This window comes from Flavobacterium sp. Arc3 (assembly GCF_041431375.1).
GTDB lineage: Bacteria > Bacteroidota > Bacteroidia > Flavobacteriales > Flavobacteriaceae > Flavobacterium.
Genome location: NZ_JASMRI010000003.1, coordinates 148,252 through 168,723 on the forward strand (window position 1 = coordinate 148,252; position 20,472 = coordinate 168,723).

The window sequence follows — 20,472 nt, forward strand, 5'->3', positions numbered from 1 at the left end:
TCAATTTTAAAAAAATAAATAAAAAAATTTCTTTTTTGGAGCTATACATTAGCTTGGGATTTGGTCGTAAGTGTGGATCCAACGGAAGCGATTACTACAAATACAACAGCTACTACCTCGTTAAGAGCAAGGTATTCCTGTAAGAATATCAGCGCGCAAATAGAAGCTGCTGCCGGTTCTAAACTCATTAGAATACTAAATGTACGGGCAGGAAGTTGGCCAAGTGCTTTCATTTCTAATGTAAAAGGAATAGCACTGGATAGAAGGGCAAGCGCTACTCCTAAAGAGAGAAATGTAGGTGTGATATTACTGAGTCCGTTTCCCATAATTCCAAAAGGGACAATCAATAGCGAAGCAAAGAGCATTCCAGTCGCAACGGCCTCTCCGCCTTTCATTACTTTTGAAACTTTTCCTCCCAAAACGATATAAAAAGCCCAAAAGGCTCCTGCCAGTAAAGCCAATAAAACACCTAAAACGTTTATTCCGTTATTTGTCCATGGAGCAATCAAAACAATTCCTGCTGCCGCCAGAAGTACCCATAAATAATCAATGAAACGTTTTGAACCAAAAACAGCCACCAGTAAAGGACCTATAAATTCTAGTGTGACTGCCAGTCCAATGGGAATTCTTTCTATTGACATGTAAAAAATTAAATTCATAGCTCCTAGGCACAAACCATAGGGAATTACAACTTTCCATTGCTTAGGGGTAATCTTGAATAAATTGGGTCTGTAAACTGCGAAGAGTATAATCGCTGAAATACCAATTCTCAGGGAAGCGGTTCCAGCTGCACCAATAGCAGGAAAAAGACTTTTTGCAATTGCGGCACCAGACTGAACACTTATTATTGCAAAAAGTACGGCTGGTATTGGAGGTATGTTGAGTAGTTTATTTTTCACTTTATTTTTCAGATATTTGCTAAGCAAAAATACATAATTTATGATAGTGTCAGTTGGCTTTGTAATAAATGATTAAATAGTAAAAGAGAACGATACTATGTAAAATATATCACCGACAAAAAAACAATAGAAAGTCTAAATTAGCATGCTAATTGATAGTCTATAAAACAGAAGTTATTTGCGGCTTTGAATATAGGTACGGCATTGATGATTTTTATTGAATCTAAAATTTTAGGTATACTATTGCTCTTAACAAATCCAAAAATATTCTGAAGGAATCTTTCATTAAACTTTATTAAAAAATAAAAAATGCGCTTTAAAACACCTAAAAAATCAACGCTTCAAAATATTGCTTTTATTGTCTTTTTAGGCTTGCTTTTGTTTAGTCCATTAGGGACTTTTTTAAAAATACAAGCTAGTCGTTTACTGTCCTTTTCTCCAAAAACGATAGAAGTAAGCGAACAAAAAAAGCTTTCAACTTACCAATGGCAATTGCTCGATAGCAATGGAAATACAGTTTCCTTAGAAGAATATAAAGGAAAAATTATTTTCGTTAATTTTTGGGCCACATGGTGTCCGCCTTGTATTGCCGAAATGCCAAGTATGGACAAACTATATGCCGATTATCAGGACAAAGTAGTCTTTTTATTTGTGACTACTGATTCATTCGAAAAAGCGAATGCCTTTTTGCTTAAAGAAAATTTACAGCTACCTATATTTCAATCGGTTTCTAATCCACCTATAGATATGGAGTCTGAAACGATACCCGCAACTTATGTAATTGATCAGCATAAGAATGTGATAATAGCAAAAATAGGCCCTGCAGATTGGAACAGTGATGCGTTCAGATTAAAATTAGATGATTTACTAAAAAACTAATAAGGAGACAAAACGCTCCGTTTTTATTACTTTTGAAATAAAAATAAGGCAATGGGATTCAAGCATCTATTTAAAGCAAAATTGAATTGGTTTTCCAATGAAAATCAGGAGGTTTCAACTTCTAAAATTTACAGTAAAAGCCATAGCATAACAATCGAAGGGAAACCGATTTTAAATGTTTCTGCTGCCAAAGCATTCAAAGGAGATCCTGCGTTGTATAATCCTGAAGATATGCTGCTAAGCAGCGTCGTTTCCTGCCATATGATGTCGTATTTATATGTTTGTGCTCAAAACGGAATCGAAGTGGTGTCTTATACCGATGCGGCTGAGGCAACGCTTGAGGTTTCAGAGAATGGTTCAGGTCGATTTATTGAAGTGCGCTTGTTTCCTCAGGTTATCATTCGAAATAAAGAACAAGTTACCGAAGCAGTAAGTTTACATAAAAAAGCAAACGAACTTTGCTTTATTGCTAATTCTTGCAATTTCCCCATTGTGCATTTTTCTAGTTGTGAAGTAGTGTAGATTGTAAAAAAAAAGACTAATAATCAAATGGTTATAATTATTTTTGTGGCGTGAATGGGATCATTGTCAATCGAACCCCAGCTATAATAGACATAATGTTATTAACAAATTGTTAATGTAGGGAAAAGGATTACTTGTATATAATAGAAAAAGGGATGGTATTTATCACTACTTCTACAAAAAATGAAATAATATTGTTTGTTTCGATGATGTAAATTTTTAGTTTTTGTGCTATTTAATTTTTAATTTGTTTTCTTTACCAAAATGAATTACCGTAATAAAAATGCGCATTGAATTTCATTACTCTGACTTTTTTTATTTATAAGCAATACACCTTATGCAAATTAGTTTATTCTCAATAAAATATATCCGTTATTTTGTATTATTTTCTTTTATCGCTTTTTCATCTAAAGGCTTAGCGCAAGATAGAAAACCAAAAGTAGCTTTGGTTTTGAGTGGTGGCGGTGCCAAAGGTTTAGCGCATATTCCTTTACTACAAAAACTAGACTCACTAGGAATCGTTCCAGATTTAGTAGTAGGAAATAGTATGGGAAGCGTGGTGGGTGGATTATATGCCATGGGTTATTCTGGAGATAGTATTGCTACTTTAACAAAAAATATCTCATGGCAGAGACTTATTGGTGGACGTGTATCTCTTAAAAATGTGAGTGTTGAAGAGAAAACAGAATTTAATCGCTACTTAATCGAACAAGATTGGGTAAAAGGTAAAATTAAGTTAGGAAAGTTTATACTAAACGACCAAAATTTACGACAATTCATTTCGATGTTAACATTTCCAAGTTACGACATCACTGATTTTGATAAACTCCAAATTCCGTTTAGGGCAATGGCGACAGATATTGTTAAAGGAAAAGAAGTGGTTTTAAAAAGTGGTTCGTTAGCTTTTGCAATGCGCGCAAGTATGTCAATTCCAGGTGTTTTTTCGGCAGTTCCTTATAATGAAACGCTATTAATCGATGGGGGCGTGCTCAACAATTTTCCAGTTGATATTGCAAAGGAAATGGGAGCCGAAATAATAATAGGAAGTGACGTGGGTAACGGTATGATGGACAAAGACAAATTAGAAAATATTTCATTTTTGCTATTTCAGGCCGGAATGTTAAGTAGTAACATCAAAAACCCGGCTAACCGCGCATTATGTGATATTCTTGTAGATCACACAGAGCATCTGACTTATACCACAAGTGATTTTCAAAAAAGTCAACTAATTTATGAAGAAGGAAAGTTAGCCGTAGCTGATAAGCTTGACGCGCTAGTAGCTTTATCTATTCGCTTAAAAAAATACAATCAGCGTAGCGTGCAATTGCCGCACGTAGAAGATAAAATTGTATTAGACACTATTATTTACAATGACATAAGTAAGACTAATTTAGCTCTTGTTAAAGCAAGAACTAATATTCAAACCAATAAAGAATATAAGAGACAAGATATTGTTGATGGTGTGAGTAGAGCGATGGGAACTACAATTTTTAGTCAGATAACGTTTGAGCCTTTAGTTGATGAGGATAAATTAGGGCTGCAATTAAACGGTTTTGAGCGTTCAAAACATCAAGTAAAAGGATCGCTACACTATGATGATTACCATGGTGTAGGTATATTAGTGAATTATACTGGTAGAAATATTATAGGTGCAGCCTCTCGTTCTTTATTAACTCTTGATATTGCAGAACAACCACGCTTTAGAATACAACACCAGAAAAATTTCGGAAGTGATAGAGATTGGTGGTGGCGTACTGAGGCTTTAGGACAACGTATAACACAGCAGGTTTACATTGGTGGCGAAAAAGTAGATGACATCCGTTTCCGTTTTTTTGAGTTTGAAAATCAAGTTAATAGGAATATTACATCCATGACGAGTTACGTTGGTTTTGGTTTGAACTATCAAAATACACATTTAAAACCCAAAGTAGATCCAGAATTAGAAGACAACTTTTTCAAGCTTAAATCGTATTCGTTCAATGTCGTTCAGTTGAATGCGCATTATATATACAATACTTTAAACAAATCTTCTTATGCTACAGAAGGAGTTTTATTTATAGCTAATATTGGTCGGTCTTTATATAATGATATAGAGGTTAAATTTTCGGATTCTAATTTACCACTTGAAGATGGTTCTACTAGTAATTATACTAAATTTGGAGTTAACTATGAAAAACGCATGTCTATTTCTAGCACTGCCACTGCTATATTTGGAGGTTCTGCAAATTTTATCGTAGTGGATCATAAAAAGGATAAAGACGTATCTTTCTTTGACTTTGGCCTCGGAGCAAAATATTTTCTTGGTGGCAACCAACTAGCACCCAGAAGCGATAATTTCATTTTACCCGGTCTTAATGAATCCGAGCTTTCGGTTACTCAATTTATGAAGTTTAACCTTGGACTACAGTATAATTTTAAAACAAAATTGTATGTCATTCCTCATGTTGATTTTGCAGTATTAGGATTTAACAGTTTCAACGAATATATCAGTAATGTAGGTAGTGCTAAAGGAAAGTGGCAAGATCTTAATGAGGAGAGTTATTTACTTTCATCAGGAGTAACTTTGGGTTACAATTCGATTTTAGGACCTGTAAATTTTGATATTTCCTGGGTCAATGATGTCAATAAAATACGTTTGTTTTTTGGTGTAGGTTTTCAATTAAATCGTTCAAATTAATTTTTTTATAAGAAGCTTTAGTTAGTATATATTTGTGAATAACGACATTGAATTGAAATAGCTCTAGAAAAGTTGAATTGGGCCTCGGCAAGCAATTATAATGATTTAATAAATACTTCAAAGTGATAATGTACTTTAGCTTAGTTGTTGCAACAATTTATATTTTTAGTACATGGGAAATCGATCCCGCATTTTAAAACTGGAAAACGTTTGTATTCTAATAAATCAGAAATTGATAGCTGGATAACTAGATTGATGTCAGTACTTAAGAAGATATAAATCGTAAAGCGAAAGAGTATATTTTTAAGAATAGCGTTATATAATTTAGAGATTAATACTAAAAGTAATATTAAAAACTATGCCCTCATTATGGCCCTTAAAAAAAAATAACCTTTGTAAACACTGCGTTTACAAAGGTTATTGTGGAGTCGCCGAGAATCGAACTCGGGTCCAAACAAGCAACTAAAAGGCTTTCTACACGTTTATTTCCTGATTGAATTTTCGATAGTGAGCCAGGCCAGGAACAGCCACTCAATACTTATCTCCTTTATTTCGAAGTCCACCCGAAGCTTATGGAAATCTAGGTTTAAATTTACGATTCACCTTAATCGACCGCTATAAACCAAAGCTTTCGAGGTAAATCCTGCTTCCCTATCTGATAGGGACGAGGCTAATCTTACTATAATTCAGATTATGCAGCAAGAGCGTAGTTTCCTTCGCCGTGTATGTGTTTTGGAACCTTTTATTAACGAGAATTGTCCCAGTTCTCCACGTGCTTACTTTTCAATTCGACTTGCTGTCAAAACCAGTCGACCCCTTTTTTATTATTCAAAGGATTAATTTGAAAGTGCAAAGGTATTCTATTTTAACTGAAATCTGCCATTTGCATTCACAATATTAAACATCAAATATCATTCCTCTTTTCCGTTATCATCTAATTTGAAAGGATAATCACCAAAAAGTGCGGAGAGATTTCGTACTTTATAAGTCATACGACTGAATTTGTTTGATAACGCAATAATAGTCACTTTTTCCTTTGGTAAGGTAATATAGGCAGAAGTGTTACCATGCCACCAGCCGTTATGAAAATAAAAATTCTGTCCTGTTGGCCAGTTAATCATTCGTATTCCTAGGCCATAATTATTTTTTCCTTTATGTTCGTTGCTATACCCAATAAAGGCTTTTTCCAAAAGTTTTGCGGGAAAGAATTCAGGAGAATTTCTCCCCATGTCAAATTTTAATAAATCTCGGGGTGTAGAGTAAATATTTTTATCACCGTATATACCGTCCAAATAATCTAAATTTACTTTAGAAAAATTACCTCTGTACGATGGAGTAGCTGTTTCTTTGTCTTTTTCATAATCAAATACATAGGTGTCGTTCATTCCTAAAGGTTTGAAGATAATTTGCTCCATTGCCGTTTTATAAGGAAGTCCAGTCACTTTTTCAATAACTAATGCCAACATGGCATAATTAGTATTGCAATAACTAAAGCGGGTATCTGTTTTAAATTCTAAATCAATCCCTTTTGTCGCCATAATGGTCAAAATATCTTGATTCGTAAGTGTTTTATGTCGGTCCCAAATTCCTTTTTTTTCTGTGAAATAGGCATAATTACGCATCCCTGATCTATGGGTTAAGAGCGTTTTTATGGTTACGTCAGGATATGGAAATTCTTTTAAGATGGTATTTACCTTTTGATCTAAACTTAATTTTTTTTGATTTATTAATTTTAAGACTGCGGTTGCGGTAATTACTTTACTGACGGATGCAATATGGAGTGCAGTAGTGCTACTCATCGCCTCCTTAGTTTTGTTATTTGCTAAGCCTTCATATTTTTCAAAAATGATTTGCCCGTTTTTAGCTACCAGAAAGCCTCCGTTGAGACTATTATGGGGCCAGTTTTTATTATAAAAATGAGTGATTGAAGTTTTCTTAGAAGCTATATAGCTTTCTGAAAGTTTTGGGCCTTTTTTTATTAATTCAGCTTTTTTAGTTTTAGTTGTTTGGTCTAATACTTTGGTCGATTCATTCTTTTGTTTACAGGAACTCAAAACCAATGTCAGCATGAGTATTTGTAGTATATTTGCTTTTTTTATAAAGATCATTATATGGTGGAGTTGAAACGCAAATATATAGAATCAAACTTTGTTGTTATTGTTTTTTTTAAACCTTAACAGTATTTTATTAAAGTTTTTTTCTATTTATTACTATCGTTTTGGGCTTCAGCTTTTAATACATGGAAGGATTATTTAATTTATAAAAATCAAACAATTTTAGTTTAAAGTGTTATATTTGTAACAATTAGATTTTACGAAATTAGAATAAGTCAAAACGAAAGCCTTAAATATATATGAAATTCGGAATTATAAAAGAAAGAAAAAGTCCGCCAGACAGAAGAGTTGTTTTCTCACCTAATGAATTACTGCGTTTAAAGGAACTTTATCAGGAGGCTACCATCAAAGTGGAGAGTTCAGACATTAGAATTTTTACCGATGCGCAATATAAAGACTTGGGAATAGAAGTTGCTGATGACATTAATGATTGTGCTGTTTTATTTGGTGTTAAAGAAGTTCCAATGGATTATTTAATTCCTGAGAAGTCTTATTTCTTTTTTTCACATACGATCAAAAAGCAGCCATACAATAGAGAATTGCTACAGGCTATTCTTGAAAAAAACATTGATTTGTATGATCACGAAACGATAGTTAACGAGAATAACCGTAGGTTAATTGGTTTTGGTAGGTATGCTGGAATTGTAGGTGCTTATAATACGATTCGTGCTTTCGGTTTAAAGTTTGGATTATTTAAATTAGCAAAAGCGGAAACGTTATCTGGAAAAGAGGAGTTGATCAATCATTTGAAAAGACTGGTTTTGCCTCCGTTAAAATTTGTAATTACGGGAACAGGAAAAGTAGGTGGCGGTGTCAAGGAGATTCTGGATGCTATGAAGATTAAGGAGGTTTCCATTGAAAACTATTTATCTAAAAATTATGCGCAGCCTGTTTACACACAGATTGAAGTGTTAGATTATAATAAAAGGATAGACGGGCAAGTTTTAGACTGCAATGATTTCTATCAAAATCCAACAGAATACGTTAGTAATTTTGAGCGATTTGCTAAAGTTTCGGATATTGTTATTACAGGGCATTTTCATGGAAATGATGCGCCAAATATTATTACCAAAGACATACTGCAATCAAAAGATTGTAAAATAAAAGTAGTAGGGGATGTGTCTTGTGACATTAATGGCCCAGTTGCATGTACGCTAAGATCATCCACAATTGCGGAACCATTTTATGGTTATTTACCTTCTGAACATAAAGAAGTAGATGTTTTTCATCCTGCTGCGATTGTAGTTATGGCAGTAGATAATTTACCTTGTGAATTGCCGAAGGATGCCAGCGAAGGTTTTGGAACAATGTTTATGGAATATGTTATTCCTGCCTTTTTTAATAATGATAAAGATGGGATTTTGGCTAGAGCCAAAATGACTGAAAAAGGAAAATTGACCCCAAGATTCAGCTATTTACAGGATTATGTAGACGGTAAATAGATTCTGAATTAAGAGTGGCTGGTCATTTCTTCCAATACTTTTAGCTTACAGATAAAATTAAATTAAAAAACCCTGCAATGTTACATTGCAGGGTTTTGAATTTATGACTGCAATTAGAACTATTTAAGACTTCCAACCATATCTTCTGGTTTTACCCAAGCATCAAAATCTTCTGGAGTAACGTACCCTAAACGAACAGCCTCTTCTTTAAGAGTTGTTCCGTTTTTATGAGCAGTTTGAGCGATTTCTGCCGATTTGTAATATCCAATTTTAGTATTTAAAGCGGTAACCAACATCAATGAATTGTCAACCAATTCTTTAATACGCTTGTAGTTTGGTTCAATACCTTGAGCACAATGTTCGTCAAATGACATACAAGCATCACCTAATAGACGTGCTGATTGTAAAAAGTTTGCTGCCATTACTGGTTTGAAAACATTCAATTCATAATGCCCTTGCATCCCTCCAACAGTGATTGCTACATCGTTACCTATTACCTGAGCACAAACCATCGTCAAAGCCTCACATTGTGTAGGGTTCACTTTTCCTGGCATGATAGATGAACCTGGTTCGTTTTCTGGAATGATTAATTCACCAATTCCTGAACGTGGTCCTGATGCCAACATACGAATGTCATTAGCTATTTTATTTAATGAAACAGCCAATTGTTTTAAGGCACCATGTGATTCTACAATCGCATCGTGAGCAGCAAGTGCTTCAAACTTATTTTCGGCAGTTACAAAAGGATGTCCTGTAAATTCAGCAATGTATTTTGCAACTGTTACGTCATAGCCAGCTGGAGTGTTTAGTCCTGTACCAACTGCAGTTCCTCCTAATGCTACTTCTGATAAGTGAGCTAAGGTGTTTTTTACTGCTTTTAGACCATAATTCAATTGCGCTACATAACCAGAAAGTTCTTGACCTACTGTAAGTGGGGTAGCATCCATAAGATGGGTACGACCTATTTTTACTACGTTTTTGAATTCGGTTGCTTTTGCGTGTAGTGTGTCTCTTAATTTTTCAACACCGGGAATAGTAACTTCTACAACTGCTTTGTAAGCTGCAATGTGCATCCCTGTTGGGAAAGTATCGTTTGAAGATTGTGATTTGTTGACATCATCATTAGCTTTAATGAATTGTTCGCCTTCGCCAATTTCAAATCCTTTAAGAACTTGAGCGCGGTTTGCAACTACTTCATTTACGTTCATGTTACTTTGCGTACCTGAACCCGTTTGCCAAATTACTAATGGAAATTGATCCTCTAATTTGCCAGCCAGAATTTCGTCGCAAACAGCTGCGATAGCATCACGTTTTTCAACAGGCAAAACACCTAAATCGCAGTTAGCATATGCAGCTGCTTTTTTTAGATATGCAAAACCTTCTATGATTTCTTTAGGCATAGAAGCTGATGGGCCTATTTTAAAATTGTTTCTAGAACGTTCTGTTTGTGCTCCCCAGTATTTATCAGCTGGAACCTGCACTTCACCCATGGTGTCTTTTTCTATTCTGAATTTCATTTTATTGTTGATTTGTATGTGTTAGTTTAACATTTAATTTGTGGAAATGAACCTGATGTGCTAGCCCCGATAGCAGTGAAAATCCTTATATGCCATTGTTTGGCATATAAGATTGTAACGGATAGCGGGAATAGCTCCTTAAATTCAGCTCAAAAATACGGATAAATACTTTTTTATGAAAATTGAATTGGATTTTTATTGCGAAGAAAAAATAATAAACATACATTTGTACTTACATTCAAAAATTCCGGAAAACATGTTTGAATTTTCACAGTACTTAGGTTTTTTACTTTTTTTAACCATCCTAACAATGGGATTTTGGTTAATGTTTTTTCTAGTTAGTTTCGTATCCTATTGGGTAGGTGGCGCAACTTGGGAAGCATATAAAGAGAAAAGAAAAGCAAAGAAAGAACAATCAGTTTAGTTTGATTGACTCATAAAATAGGACCCGTTTGTACGAGTCCTTTTTTTTATGCCTTTTTTTGAAAAAAAATACGGGCCCGTATTGAAACGAACCCGTACTTATCGAATTAATTAACCAATTAAATCATTTATTATCCAGGAAACCCACCACCTTCTTCTTCGTTGTTTTTTGGCACATTTTTATCTCTATCTGTTTTCTTTTTATTTAAACGGTAGGTGAATGACAAATTGAATTGTCTTTTTCTCCACTGAAACTCACTATAGTTACTTACAGTAGACAGATTAGTTTCGGATTTCATTTTTCTCGAATTGAATATGTCACTTACGTTAAAAGCGATTGTCGCTTTGTCTTTTAAGATGTCTTTGCTAAATGCAGTATTGATCATATATTGACCTAAACTTTTACCTTGTGCTGTGTTACTAGGTCCAAAGTACATTCCACTTGCTTGCCATTCAATGTTGTAAGGCAATGTTAGACGGGAGTTCACACGAGAAAACCAAGAAAAGGCTTTGTTGTCAAGATTTTCAGTGATTACAATGTCTTGTGAATTAGTGTACACAAAATCACCTGTTGTTTTTGTGTTATACAAGTTGAAGCTGCTGTTTATTTTCCATTTTTTTATTGGAGAGTAATTTAAAGTAAACTCAAATCCAAATTTTTGCTCTTTTCCAATGTTGATAGGTGTACTAAGAATTACTGGAGTACCATCTACAAATTCACCACTTTCATAACGTACAAATGAAAATACATCTGTTGTGTTTTCAAAATACATAGAGGTATTGAAAGTAACTTTATTCCAACGTTTGATATAACCAACATCAAATTTATCAGTCAAAGAAGGATTTAAATCAGGGTTACCTCTAAAGATGTTGATGTTACTTGAAATATTTGGAGTAGGGTCTAAAAAGCGTCCTCTTGGTCTAGATAAACGTTTACTGTAGCTCAAAGAGATACTACTTTGGTCCGAAATTTCGTAATTAACAAAAGCACTTGGAAAAAACTTATTGTATTTTTTATTGTTGTATTCTTTTGTGTCCAATAAGTTCACATCGATGTTAGTGTCTTCCCAACGTAAACCGAATAGGTAAGAAAATTTATTTACTTTGAAACCATATTGGGTATAAAGGGCATTAATTTTTTCTTTGTATTCTAATGTATTAGATAAAAAGTTACCAACATTATTTCCATTTTCACTAGAGAAGATATCATATTCTTTATTCAAGTTATTGAAATTCCCTTTGTATCCTGCCTCAAACTGACTTCCTTCACCAATAGGTAAAACATAATCTGCTTGAAATTGAAATTGTTTTTGAACTTCTTTGTTGAATGTTGTACTGTAGGTAGATAGATCAGGAAAAGTAGTGTTTACTCCATTGATAGTAGAATCATCTTTATCATTACTTTTAGAATACGATCCATCAACCGTTAACTTGTGCCCTTCATCATTGAAGTTTTTAATTAAGTTAGATGAGTATTCAAAGTCGTTACCTTCGTCATTACCATCATTTAAACGGTAGCTTGTCGAAGTGAAAGCTCTATTGCTATCAAAAGCATTATAGCTAACTAAATCTTTATTCTTACCACCATTTTCTCTGTAACTTATAGAGTTGGTCCAAAAAGTAGTAGGAGTGATTGACCATTCTACACCAGTTTTTGTGTTAATTCCGTCTCGGGTTCTTTTTGTATCGCGTTCTTCGTCAATGTATTTACTAGTAGAACCGTCAGTATTGAAATATTGCGAATTAGTTAATCCCGCTCCTTCATTTGTTCTGTAACTATATCCTGTTGAGGTAAAGAAGTTCAACTTTTCAGTTTTGTAATTTAAGTTTGCACTTAAACCATAGGTTTCAGGAATTCCGACTGAAGCAATGAATGAACCATTAAAACCTTGATTTTTTCCTTTTTTAAGGATGATATTTAAAATTCCAGCACCACCTTCAGCATCATAACGAGCAGATGGATTAGTGATTACTTCTACTTTATCAATAGCATCTGCGGGAATCTGACGCAAAGCTTCGGCCATATTTAATGCATTTGAAGGACGACCATCAATGAAAATACGAACATTGTCGCTTCCTCTTAAACTTACGTTTCCTTCAACATCTACAGTAACTGAAGGAACGTTTTCTAAAACATCACTTACTGTTCCTCCTTTAACCAACATGTCTTGACCTACATTGTAGACCTTCTTATCAAGTTTAATCTCAACAGTAGATTTCTCTGCACGAATAACTACTTCATTTAATTGAGCAGCATCTTCACTTAATGCGATTGTACCTAAATCACTACTTGCTTTAAGTGCTTTATCTTTTAATTCAATTGATTTGAATGAAATGAATTCAATTTTAATGGTATACATGCCTGGATTTACATCAATATTGAATTCTCCTTTTGGATTTGTAATACCTCCAGCTACAACCTTAGCATTTTTAGAGTTGATAAAGGTAACTGTTGCATATTCAAGAGGTTGTTTGCTTAGTTTTTCAATAACAGTTCCTGTTATTTTAATTCTTTCTACCATTGGACCTCCTTGCTGAGCAAAACTCATTAAAAAGGTTAGAAATAAAGTGAGAGTAAAAAAGGTTTTTAAAGAGTGCTGCATCATTACTAATTTTAGTTATGCAAATTTGACTACAATTTTTTGATATGGTTTAATGTGCAAATCACAAAAATCTGTTAAAAAAAGCGATGTCTTAATTATAGGAAATCGGCCATTTTATCTAAGTCTCTGCCTATGATCGCTTTGTCTCCATTTATCACAATAGGGCGCTCTATAAGAATGGGGTTTTCGACCATCACTTTTAAGATTTCTTCTTCTGTCATTTCTTTATTTTTAAAGTTTTCTATCCAAATTTTCTCTTTTTGTCGTACTAAATCTAATGGTTTAAGGTTTAGTTTTTTCAGCAGTGCTTCTAGCTCTTTGAGGGTAGGAGGGTTGTCTAGATATTTTATAATTTCATATTCTTTTTCTGTCTCTTCTATAAAGGCGAGACAGTTTCTTGATTTTCCGCAACGGGGATTATGGTATATTTGTATCATCTTATTGTTTTTTCTTTGTTAATGAAAATTAAAATAAATAAAGTAGTTTCGAGGGAACAAAAGTAAACTTTGATCGTCTAACTAGTCATATATAATTAAATTAAAATAATACATGTTTATAGAACAAGGAGTAAATTCAGAGAATAAATTTTGGAAATATTTAATTGGTTCAGTTATAATAATTACGTGTTCCTTTGTTGGTCAGGTTCCGTTGCTGTTGGCAATTATTTATGAAACAGTTACAAAAGGAGTACCTTATCCGAGCGGTAATAAAGAATTGATGCAATTTTTTGATCCCAATTTTACTTTATTTCTCATTCTGATTTCATTTGTTTTTACCATGGTTGGTATCTATTTTGTAGTGCGTTATGTACATAAACAAACGATGCGTTCCGTGACAACATCAAGGCCTAAAATAGATTGGAAAAGGGTGTTTTTCTCTTTTTCTTTATGGTCTGCTTTTACGATTATTTCAACTTTACTTTTTTACTATACGAATCCAGGTGATTTTGTATTGAATTTTAAACCCGTCCCTTTTGCGATATTAGTCGTTATCGGGGTACTTTTAATTCCGATACAGACTAGTACTGAAGAATACGTTTTTAGAGGGTATTTAATGCAGGGTTTCGCAAATCTGTCGAAGAATAAATGGTTTCCTTTAATAATGACTTCAGTTATTTTTGGTGCGATGCATCTTTCTAATCCAGAGGTTTCAAAAATGGGAAATGTCATTTTTATATATTATATAGGAACTGGACTATTTTTAGGTGTACTGACATTGATGGATGAAGGAATGGAGCTGGCCTTAGGATTTCATGCGGCTAATAATCTAGTGAGCGCTTTATTAGTTACTTCAGATTGGTCTGCTTTTCAAACACATTCTATATTTAAAGATATTTCAGAACCTGAAGCTGGACTGGACGTAATATTACCTGTGATTGTTATTTACCCAATACTTTTATATATCTTTAGTAAGAAATACCAGTGGACTGGTTGGAAAGAAAAATTGACTGGAAAAATAAAAACACAAGAAAGCAACACTATTTAAAATAACAACCTAACAATGAAAGAAGTAACTTATAAAAACGTACACAATCATTTTAAATTGAATGGATTTCAAATGGATAAACAAGATTTATGCAGAGTGTCTTACTGTTTAATAAAAGAAGGAGATGAATTTGAGAAGTCGATAGGTGATTTTTTATTGGATTGGTTTGATGATAAACCCTATATAGATTTACAAACTTCTGGAACTACAGGTACTCCTAAAATGATTCGAACAAACAAGCAAATGATGGTAAATTCTGCCTTGGCTACGGGTGATTTTTTTCAATTAAGTCCTGGAGATAAAGCATTGTATTGTTTGCCTACTAAATATATTGCTGGAAAAATGATGCTGGTTCGTAGTTTTATTCTGGGTTTAGATGTAGATTTTATAGCACCAAGTTCACATCCATTAACAAAGAATGAAACTAAATATGATTTTGCAGCCATGGTTCCTTTACAAGCTGAAAATTCATTGGCAGGATTGAAAGATGTAAAAAAACTGATCGTTGGTGGTGCAAAAATGAGTAAGGCGCTGGAGAAAAAACTTTTGAAAGGAAAGACAGAAGTGTATGAAACTTATGGTATGACTGAAACCGTAACACATATTGCTGCCAAAAAAGTAGGAGAGAAGGCTTTTTCAATCTTACCTAACATTAAAATTTCACAAAATGATAAAAATTGTCTAGTAATTGATGCGCCAAAAATTTCTGATGAAATTATTGTCACTAATGATTTAGTAGAATTGATAAATGACCATCAATTTATTCTTTTAGGGAGAATCGACAACGTAGTTAATAGCGGTGGAATTAAATTGATTCCGGAGCAAATCGAAGAAAAATTATCACATGGAATTCATTCCCGATTTTTTGTGGGTGGAATTGCAGATGCCATTTTAGGAGAAAAACTAGTTTTAGTTATCGAAGGGGAAAAGTTGCCTTTAGATGAGGATGTTTACAGTTCATTGGATAAGTATGAAAAGCCAAAAGAAGTTTTTTATATTGATAAATTCTTCGAGACAGAAAACGGAAAAATAAAAAGACAAGAAATGTTAGAAAGTATCTAAATTTATTTCTGATAAAAAAAAGCATTATGAGTACTACTCATGATGCTTTTTTATTTGTCAAAAAACCAGTTAAAGTCTTTTGTTTTTCTAGTTTCTACATTTTTTCTACCTATCATTAAAATGATTTAATCTGTGTTGAAATTTTAATCGTATCAATTTTTTCTACGTGCGTAAATATAGACATAGCTTTTTCTAAACTTTGAATCACAATGATCTTATTTTACGATAGCATTTTTCCTTATTTTGTTCTTGAAACTTATTTCAAGAAACAGTAATTAAATTTCAAGCCGAGTGTGTTTTCGGCATGACCTTTAGCTATAAAGTTGGTTAGGTTTAGCGATATGCCTAATTTTCGATCGTTCGTTCCAGTAATAAAATATTTTCCAAGATATATTCCAGAGCAAGAGCCAAACTGCGCTTCACCATTATATTCGGATATAAAGCCAAGACCAATTCTATTATTTTCATCTGAAATAGCAAAACCCACGCCTGTTTCAGCACCCAAGAACCAATTTCGCCCAAAACTAAATTGCACGTTTGGTTTAAGAGCAAATAGGCTAAAATTTTTGTGCAAAGCTCTTCCTTCAGCCGTGCCAGTAGTGTCTGATCCTATGTTTCTTACAAATCTATAATCATATTCTCCCCTAATACCTAGTTCTGTTTTTGGAGAAATTTTCTTTGAAGCTCGTATGTTGATACCAACGCCAACTCTATGAGTACGATACATTTGGATATGAACGGGAAGAGATAAGTTTAATCCACCCTCTAGTAGCAATGTTTTAGAATAATCAGGAACTGCTGTTTGATGCTCTAATTGTTGTGCAACAGCTAAATGTGTAAATAGTAGGATTGTAATTACGGATAAAAGTGCTGACTTTTTCATTTTTATATATTAGAAGTTCAATAAATTAATCACTTATGATTTTAGTATTGCATAAAATAAAGTATGAAATTGGCTAAAGCAAAAATAGAATTTGTGCTTTAAAAGGTAGACTGAGGTACATAAAGATAGAAAATATTATTGTAATCAACTTGTAAACAGGGGGTTAATTTAGCTTGTAAAATAATATTTTTTGAATTTTATTTGAAGAAGGTGTGTAGTATTTTAGCCTTTCAACTATAAAAGAAGTGGTTTGGTCGAATATCAGTACTATTTTATTGTGAATCGCTTTTTAAGAACTCTTTTTTTATGTCCTTTAAAATCCAGTTGAGTTCGGGGTCATTTTCTTTCAGGCGATCTTCAAGGGTAGAACTGATTTCCTTGTCTGGAAAAATGCCATGACCTTTAATTTTAGTTTTGTGATGAGGAGCCATCATCATTATCCCGATTCTGATTTTTAATTTTGAATTGGGTAATTTTAAGACAGGAGTAAATCCAGCTACGGTTCCATTAAAAGCTCCTCCCGTTTCGTCTCCTACAAAAGTTACTCTTTTAGAACTTTTTAGGTTGGAAGAAATAAGGCTTGAAGCCGAAAAGCTCCCTCCGTTTATCAGAACATAAATTCTTCCCTGAACGCGATTTGCATTCAATTTATGATCTCTTGTATGTGTGGCGTACCAGTTTTTGCCAGTGTCGTCTTTATGAACTGTCAATAGCAAGTAAGAGTAGAGCAGCGGAGCGTATATCGCTTTTAGTACTTTTAAGCTAAAGGAACCGCCATTAAAATAAGCGCCTTCCATTAGACTTGATCTGGAAACTATCTCAGACTTGTCTAAAAAGACAAAAGTAGAGTCGGCTAGATAAGAGTATAAATCAACAATTTCATTTAATCGTCCACCGCCATTGTCTCTTAAATCCAGAATTAAGGTTTTGGATTTATAGTTGTCAATTTTGCGAAAGCTTTCTTTGTAAAAAGGTCTGAAATCTCCTTTGTTGAAACTTCTAATTTTCATGATGGCGACACTACTGTCTTTTTCCATGAAATGCAGATTTCTGTTGTAATTTTTTAAATCTGGATTATACCCATTTACTCTTTTCTTTCTTCTGGTTTCTCTTGATTTTGCTCTATCAAGGCTGCTCACTCTTTTTCGAACTTTTGGTTCCTGTTTTTTAATCGAATCTTCTTTGTAACGTCTAATGGTAATGAATTGAACGCTGTCGTTGTATTTTAAAGTATAAGTTAAGCTGTCTTTAATGCCATTTTCTACCGTAAAATAAGAAGTAAAGCGTTTGCCTGAAGTAGCGGTTTTTAAAGTGGTATTGTAACCGTCTGAGCTATAGTAGCGGTTGTATTCCTGAATTAAATCCAATGGTTTTGTGCCATTTACGGCAATCACTTCAGAACCTAATTGTATTTTTTTGTCATAGGACCTATTGTTTACGACATACAACTTGTTGTCAAAAAAATCAAAGTCAAATTGAGAAAATGGGCCTATTCCTTTTTTTACAAGTGCTTTTGTTTCCTTTTTCGTCATTCGTTTTGAAGCAGGATAGAGATAGGTGTGACCTTGTCTAACTGCAGCTACAACAGGGCTTAGTTTTTTATAAAAAGCAAGAGGAGTAATAGGTTGAGTGATAGTTGATTTTATACTATCGAATTTAAAATCCAAAGCTGATTTACTGATGTACCAATAAAGATTGGGATGTAAATTTTTTAATTTCGTATACGTAAAATCGACATCCGATTTCAACTGATCTACTGGTATCAGCGCCATTAAATGGTTATTGTGTTTTTTTACAGAACTACATTGGACGAAAAATAGGAGAATAAAAACGAATAGGATTATTTTTCTCATGGTTTTTAAAAAAGGGTTGCGGTCTTTTGTTGTTCTATTATGCAAAGAAACGGCAATTTTGCGTGTCTGCTTGAATTTATCCTAATTCGTTTTTGGTAGTACTTTCTCATATGCTTTTCTAGGGCTTCCTCTAAAATACACTTCGCCACAATAGCTATAACCTAATTTTTCAAAAATTGCCATCATGGCAAAGTTGTCATAATTAGTATCTGCTTTAAGGCTATAGATGTTGTTGCTTATTGCAAAATCTGCTATTAAGTTCATTAGTTTTTTTGCTAAACCTTTCCCTAAATGTTTTTCCGAAATAGCTACACGATGAAATACTACAAAATCATCATTCGTAAGCCATTTTCCTTCTATTTTTTGATATTTGGGTTCGTCATTGATTAATAACGCACAATAGCCAAGGATGCTATCTCCTTCGGTCAAAACATATCCGGCATTTTTATCAATGTCATTTTCTATTACGTCCGGATTAGGATAACCGTCCTGCCATTGATTGCTGCCGTCTTCTTTTCTGCGTGCGATTGCCTTTTGTAAAATGCCCCATATTTGAGGGATTTCTGAAGTTGTAGCTTTTCTAAAGTGATGAGTCATTAGTAAGAGAGGTTTTTGTTGATGAAACTAATTTTTTACCTTTTAAAATCCATAGAACAGGACCAACGAAAGCAATCATAACAATAAGAATCCAGCTCGATTTAGAGCCTCTAAATTCTTTTGTAAGAATAAGATAAATTGCTCTAAAAGTTGTTACAAGTGAACAAAAACATAAAGTAATTATTACTATAGCATTCATTTTGTTTTTTTATTTCGAAGGTTCAGCCCAATCAGAATTCCGTATCAAAATTACTCCTTGTGCATAATCAGTTGCTGAAGTATTTTTATCTGTAATTTTCATTCCCGAAACTAGACTTAATAAACCTGTGCTTTCAATTATTCTTAATGAACTTTTATAAGGAGATTTTGGTTTGTTTATATCAAAAAATGTATTAGTATTTTCATTTGTTATCTTTTTTAAATCGGAAATTCCGAAGTGATAAAAAAAAAAAGGATTGTCGCAAGAAACGGCTGTTTTTGTGTGTTCTTTGTTACTTCTCAAAAAGAAGGGTAAATACTTTGATGGAGCATCCATATAGCTATCTAGATACCGTGATATAATAGTATACGTTTTAGATTTGATAGGTGAGTTTAAATTTTTTACAAGTGTTCCAAAATTATTTTTTTTATTCATTCCTTTTTGTAAAACGTGTGCTTCACCAAAACACCCATAAATTTTTTGTCCTTGAAAATTATATCTTTTGTATAAGTCAATGAAATTTAAAAACATTACATCTTCTCTTGTCATTGTTTTAGAATAGTCAACTAGATTTTTCCTTATATGCTCTATATCTCGCTCATAATCTATGGTTGAGGAATTTAGATTTATTGAAGAAATCAGTGTTGGCAATTCATATTCTGCCCATTCTAAAAATAAATTCTCGTCGTGGGGTATGTCAGATGAAAGATTTAGTTTAGACAATAGAATTTTTAAGTGATTCTTGGTAATATTTATATTTTGAACCTTATCAATTCCATAAACTCTAATTTGTGAATCTTTAGAATTTATACCGTTTAGTTTACGAATGTGAATCCATTTGTTTTTATAATCGAGATTATTGTGTCCATGATTGATTATCCAACTGTTTAAAACGTAATCAATAAGTTTTTCGTCTCCAGTTTGTAGATATTCATTTAAAAAATAAGCTTGACTAAAATCGATCTCGGCCAAATGAATTTTCATTCCGGCATTCTTATTTAAATACTCAATGAGTTCAAAATCAATTTTTATCGTTTCTTTTATTCCGTGAAATTCGCCATAAAGGAACAAATCGTTTGTCTTTACATACTCATCTAAGTTTCTAAAGGTTAAAGTTTTATTCTGGCTAACTGACTCAAACAAATTTTTATTTTCTTCCCAGTATTGAACATATTCTTTGTCTGAGTAGTTGTCGTATGTTTTTACAGAGAAGGAGTAAAGCAAACATAAAAGTAAAGGAATAAAAAAGTATTTAATTCCTTTCAAAATTTTGTTTTTCAATTATATACGATTTTGGGTTAACATTATTACTAACAT

General features: G+C 33.2%; 16 protein-coding genes and 1 other RNA gene. 7 read left to right on the forward strand and 10 right to left on the reverse strand.

What is annotated here, in order from left to right:
• Positions 1-41: 41 nt before the first annotated feature.
• Positions 42-899 carry a DMT family transporter gene (locus tag QO200_RS03285; RefSeq protein ID WP_371536313.1) on the reverse strand — a complete coding sequence of 286 codons (858 nt, stop codon included), beginning with the start codon at positions 897-899 and terminating at the stop codon, positions 42-44.
• A gap of 309 nt (positions 900-1,208) precedes the next feature.
• On the opposite strand from QO200_RS03285, the gene QO200_RS03290 reads away from it, so the two are divergent.
• The 3 genes from QO200_RS03290 to QO200_RS03300 all read left to right on the forward strand — a co-directional run bounded on the left by QO200_RS03290 (position 1,209) and on the right by QO200_RS03300 (position 4,977).
• Positions 1,209-1,778 (forward strand): redoxin domain-containing protein, encoded by a 570-nt coding sequence (locus QO200_RS03290; protein WP_371536315.1) that lies wholly within the window; start codon positions 1,209-1,211, stop codon positions 1,776-1,778.
• A gap of 51 nt (positions 1,779-1,829) precedes the next feature.
• On the forward strand, positions 1,830-2,300 hold the full coding sequence (locus tag QO200_RS03295) for an OsmC family protein (RefSeq protein WP_371536317.1): 471 nt from the start codon (positions 1,830-1,832) through the stop codon (positions 2,298-2,300).
• Between the two features lie 337 nt (positions 2,301-2,637).
• Positions 2,638-4,977: a patatin-like phospholipase family protein gene (locus QO200_RS03300; protein ID WP_371536320.1), complete on the forward strand. Its 2,340-nt coding sequence runs from the start codon at positions 2,638-2,640 to the stop codon at positions 4,975-4,977.
• Positions 4,978-5,397: 420 nt separating this feature from the next.
• Here the strand turns inward: QO200_RS03300 and ssrA are convergent.
• Together ssrA and QO200_RS03310 are read right to left on the reverse strand one after the other, a co-directional pair.
• Positions 5,398-5,794: a transfer-messenger RNA gene (gene ssrA, locus QO200_RS03305) on the reverse strand.
• A gap of 94 nt (positions 5,795-5,888) precedes the next feature.
• Positions 5,889-7,085 carry a serine hydrolase domain-containing protein gene (locus tag QO200_RS03310; RefSeq protein ID WP_371536323.1) on the reverse strand — a complete coding sequence of 399 codons (1,197 nt, stop codon included), beginning with the start codon at positions 7,083-7,085 and terminating at the stop codon, positions 5,889-5,891.
• A gap of 245 nt (positions 7,086-7,330) precedes the next feature.
• On the opposite strand from QO200_RS03310, the gene QO200_RS03315 reads away from it, so the two are divergent.
• Complete coding sequence (locus QO200_RS03315; protein ID WP_371536324.1) at positions 7,331-8,533, forward strand: NAD(P)-dependent oxidoreductase; 1,203 nt, start codon at positions 7,331-7,333, stop codon at positions 8,531-8,533.
• Positions 8,534-8,652: 119 nt separating this feature from the next.
• Here QO200_RS03315 and fumC read toward each other — a convergent pair whose 3' ends face one another.
• A complete protein-coding gene (gene fumC / locus QO200_RS03320; protein WP_371536327.1) occupies positions 8,653-10,050 on the reverse strand; it encodes a class II fumarate hydratase in 1,398 nt (465 codons plus the stop codon).
• Positions 10,051-10,225: 175 nt separating this feature from the next.
• On the opposite strand from fumC, the gene QO200_RS03325 reads away from it, so the two are divergent.
• Positions 10,226-10,474 (forward strand): hypothetical protein, encoded by a 249-nt coding sequence (locus QO200_RS03325; RefSeq protein ID WP_371536499.1) that lies wholly within the window; start codon positions 10,226-10,228, stop codon positions 10,472-10,474.
• Positions 10,475-10,604: 130 nt separating this feature from the next.
• Here the strand turns inward: QO200_RS03325 and QO200_RS03330 are convergent, their stop codons facing one another.
• Both QO200_RS03330 and arsC read right to left on the reverse strand, forming a co-directional pair.
• The gene (locus tag QO200_RS03330; protein WP_371536329.1) at positions 10,605-13,079 is read right to left on the reverse strand and encodes a TonB-dependent receptor domain-containing protein; all 2,475 of its coding nucleotides are present in this window, start codon (positions 13,077-13,079) and stop codon (positions 10,605-10,607) included.
• Between the two features lie 92 nt (positions 13,080-13,171).
• Positions 13,172-13,513, reverse strand: a complete 342-nt coding sequence (arsC, locus tag QO200_RS03335) for an arsenate reductase (glutaredoxin) (protein ID WP_371536332.1) — start codon at positions 13,511-13,513, stop codon at positions 13,172-13,174.
• A 112-nt stretch (positions 13,514-13,625) separates the two neighbouring features.
• On the opposite strand from arsC, the gene QO200_RS03340 reads away from it, so the two are divergent.
• Complete coding sequence (locus tag QO200_RS03340) at positions 13,626-14,561, forward strand: lysostaphin resistance A-like protein (RefSeq protein ID WP_371536335.1); 936 nt, start codon at positions 13,626-13,628, stop codon at positions 14,559-14,561.
• A gap of 15 nt (positions 14,562-14,576) precedes the next feature.
• A complete protein-coding gene (locus QO200_RS03345; RefSeq protein ID WP_371536338.1) occupies positions 14,577-15,623 on the forward strand; it encodes an AMP-binding protein in 1,047 nt (348 codons plus the stop codon).
• Between the two features lie 256 nt (positions 15,624-15,879).
• Here the strand turns inward: QO200_RS03345 and QO200_RS03350 are convergent, their stop codons facing one another.
• The 4 genes from QO200_RS03350 to QO200_RS03365 all read right to left on the reverse strand — a co-directional run bounded on the left by QO200_RS03350 (position 15,880) and on the right by QO200_RS03365 (position 20,436).
• The gene (locus QO200_RS03350; protein ID WP_371536341.1) at positions 15,880-16,506 is read right to left on the reverse strand and encodes a hypothetical protein; all 627 of its coding nucleotides are present in this window, start codon (positions 16,504-16,506) and stop codon (positions 15,880-15,882) included.
• 272 nt (positions 16,507-16,778) lie between these two features.
• Positions 16,779-18,359: a S41 family peptidase gene (locus tag QO200_RS03355; protein WP_371536344.1), complete on the reverse strand. Its 1,581-nt coding sequence runs from the start codon at positions 18,357-18,359 to the stop codon at positions 16,779-16,781.
• Positions 18,360-18,440: 81 nt separating this feature from the next.
• Positions 18,441-18,956: an N-acetyltransferase family protein gene (locus tag QO200_RS03360; RefSeq protein WP_371536347.1), complete on the reverse strand. Its 516-nt coding sequence runs from the start codon at positions 18,954-18,956 to the stop codon at positions 18,441-18,443.
• 208 nt (positions 18,957-19,164) lie between these two features.
• Entirely contained in the window at positions 19,165-20,436 is a 1,272-nt protein-coding gene (locus tag QO200_RS03365; protein WP_371536350.1) for a hypothetical protein, read from the reverse strand.
• Positions 20,437-20,472: the final 36 nt, after the last annotated feature.

What these genes read in the sequence shown, in the direction of transcription:
- QO200_RS03290 (WP_371536315.1), top strand. Translation starts at nt 1,209, where the DNA reads ATGCGCTTTAAAACACCTAAAAAATCAACGCTTCAAAATATTGCTTTT.
- QO200_RS03295 (WP_371536317.1), top strand. Translation starts at nt 1,830, where the DNA reads ATGGGATTCAAGCATCTATTTAAAGCAAAATTGAATTGGTTTTCCAAT.
- QO200_RS03300 (WP_371536320.1), top strand. Translation starts at nt 2,638, where the DNA reads ATGCAAATTAGTTTATTCTCAATAAAATATATCCGTTATTTTGTATTA.
- QO200_RS03310 (WP_371536323.1), bottom strand. Translation starts at nt 7,085, where the DNA reads ATGATCTTTATAAAAAAAGCAAATATACTACAAATACTCATGCTGACA.
- QO200_RS03315 (WP_371536324.1), top strand. Translation starts at nt 7,331, where the DNA reads ATGAAATTCGGAATTATAAAAGAAAGAAAAAGTCCGCCAGACAGAAGA.
- fumC (WP_371536327.1), bottom strand. Translation starts at nt 10,050, where the DNA reads ATGAAATTCAGAATAGAAAAAGACACCATGGGTGAAGTGCAGGTTCCA.
- QO200_RS03325 (WP_371536499.1), top strand. Translation starts at nt 10,226, where the DNA reads ATGAAAATTGAATTGGATTTTTATTGCGAAGAAAAAATAATAAACATA.
- QO200_RS03330 (WP_371536329.1), bottom strand. Translation starts at nt 13,079, where the DNA reads ATGATGCAGCACTCTTTAAAAACCTTTTTTACTCTCACTTTATTTCTA.
- arsC (WP_371536332.1), bottom strand. Translation starts at nt 13,513, where the DNA reads ATGATACAAATATACCATAATCCCCGTTGCGGAAAATCAAGAAACTGT.
- QO200_RS03340 (WP_371536335.1), top strand. Translation starts at nt 13,626, where the DNA reads ATGTTTATAGAACAAGGAGTAAATTCAGAGAATAAATTTTGGAAATAT.
- QO200_RS03345 (WP_371536338.1), top strand. Translation starts at nt 14,577, where the DNA reads ATGAAAGAAGTAACTTATAAAAACGTACACAATCATTTTAAATTGAAT.
- QO200_RS03350 (WP_371536341.1), bottom strand. Translation starts at nt 16,506, where the DNA reads ATGAAAAAGTCAGCACTTTTATCCGTAATTACAATCCTACTATTTACA.
- QO200_RS03355 (WP_371536344.1), bottom strand. Translation starts at nt 18,359, where the DNA reads ATGAGAAAAATAATCCTATTCGTTTTTATTCTCCTATTTTTCGTCCAA.
- QO200_RS03360 (WP_371536347.1), bottom strand. Translation starts at nt 18,956, where the DNA reads ATGACTCATCACTTTAGAAAAGCTACAACTTCAGAAATCCCTCAAATA.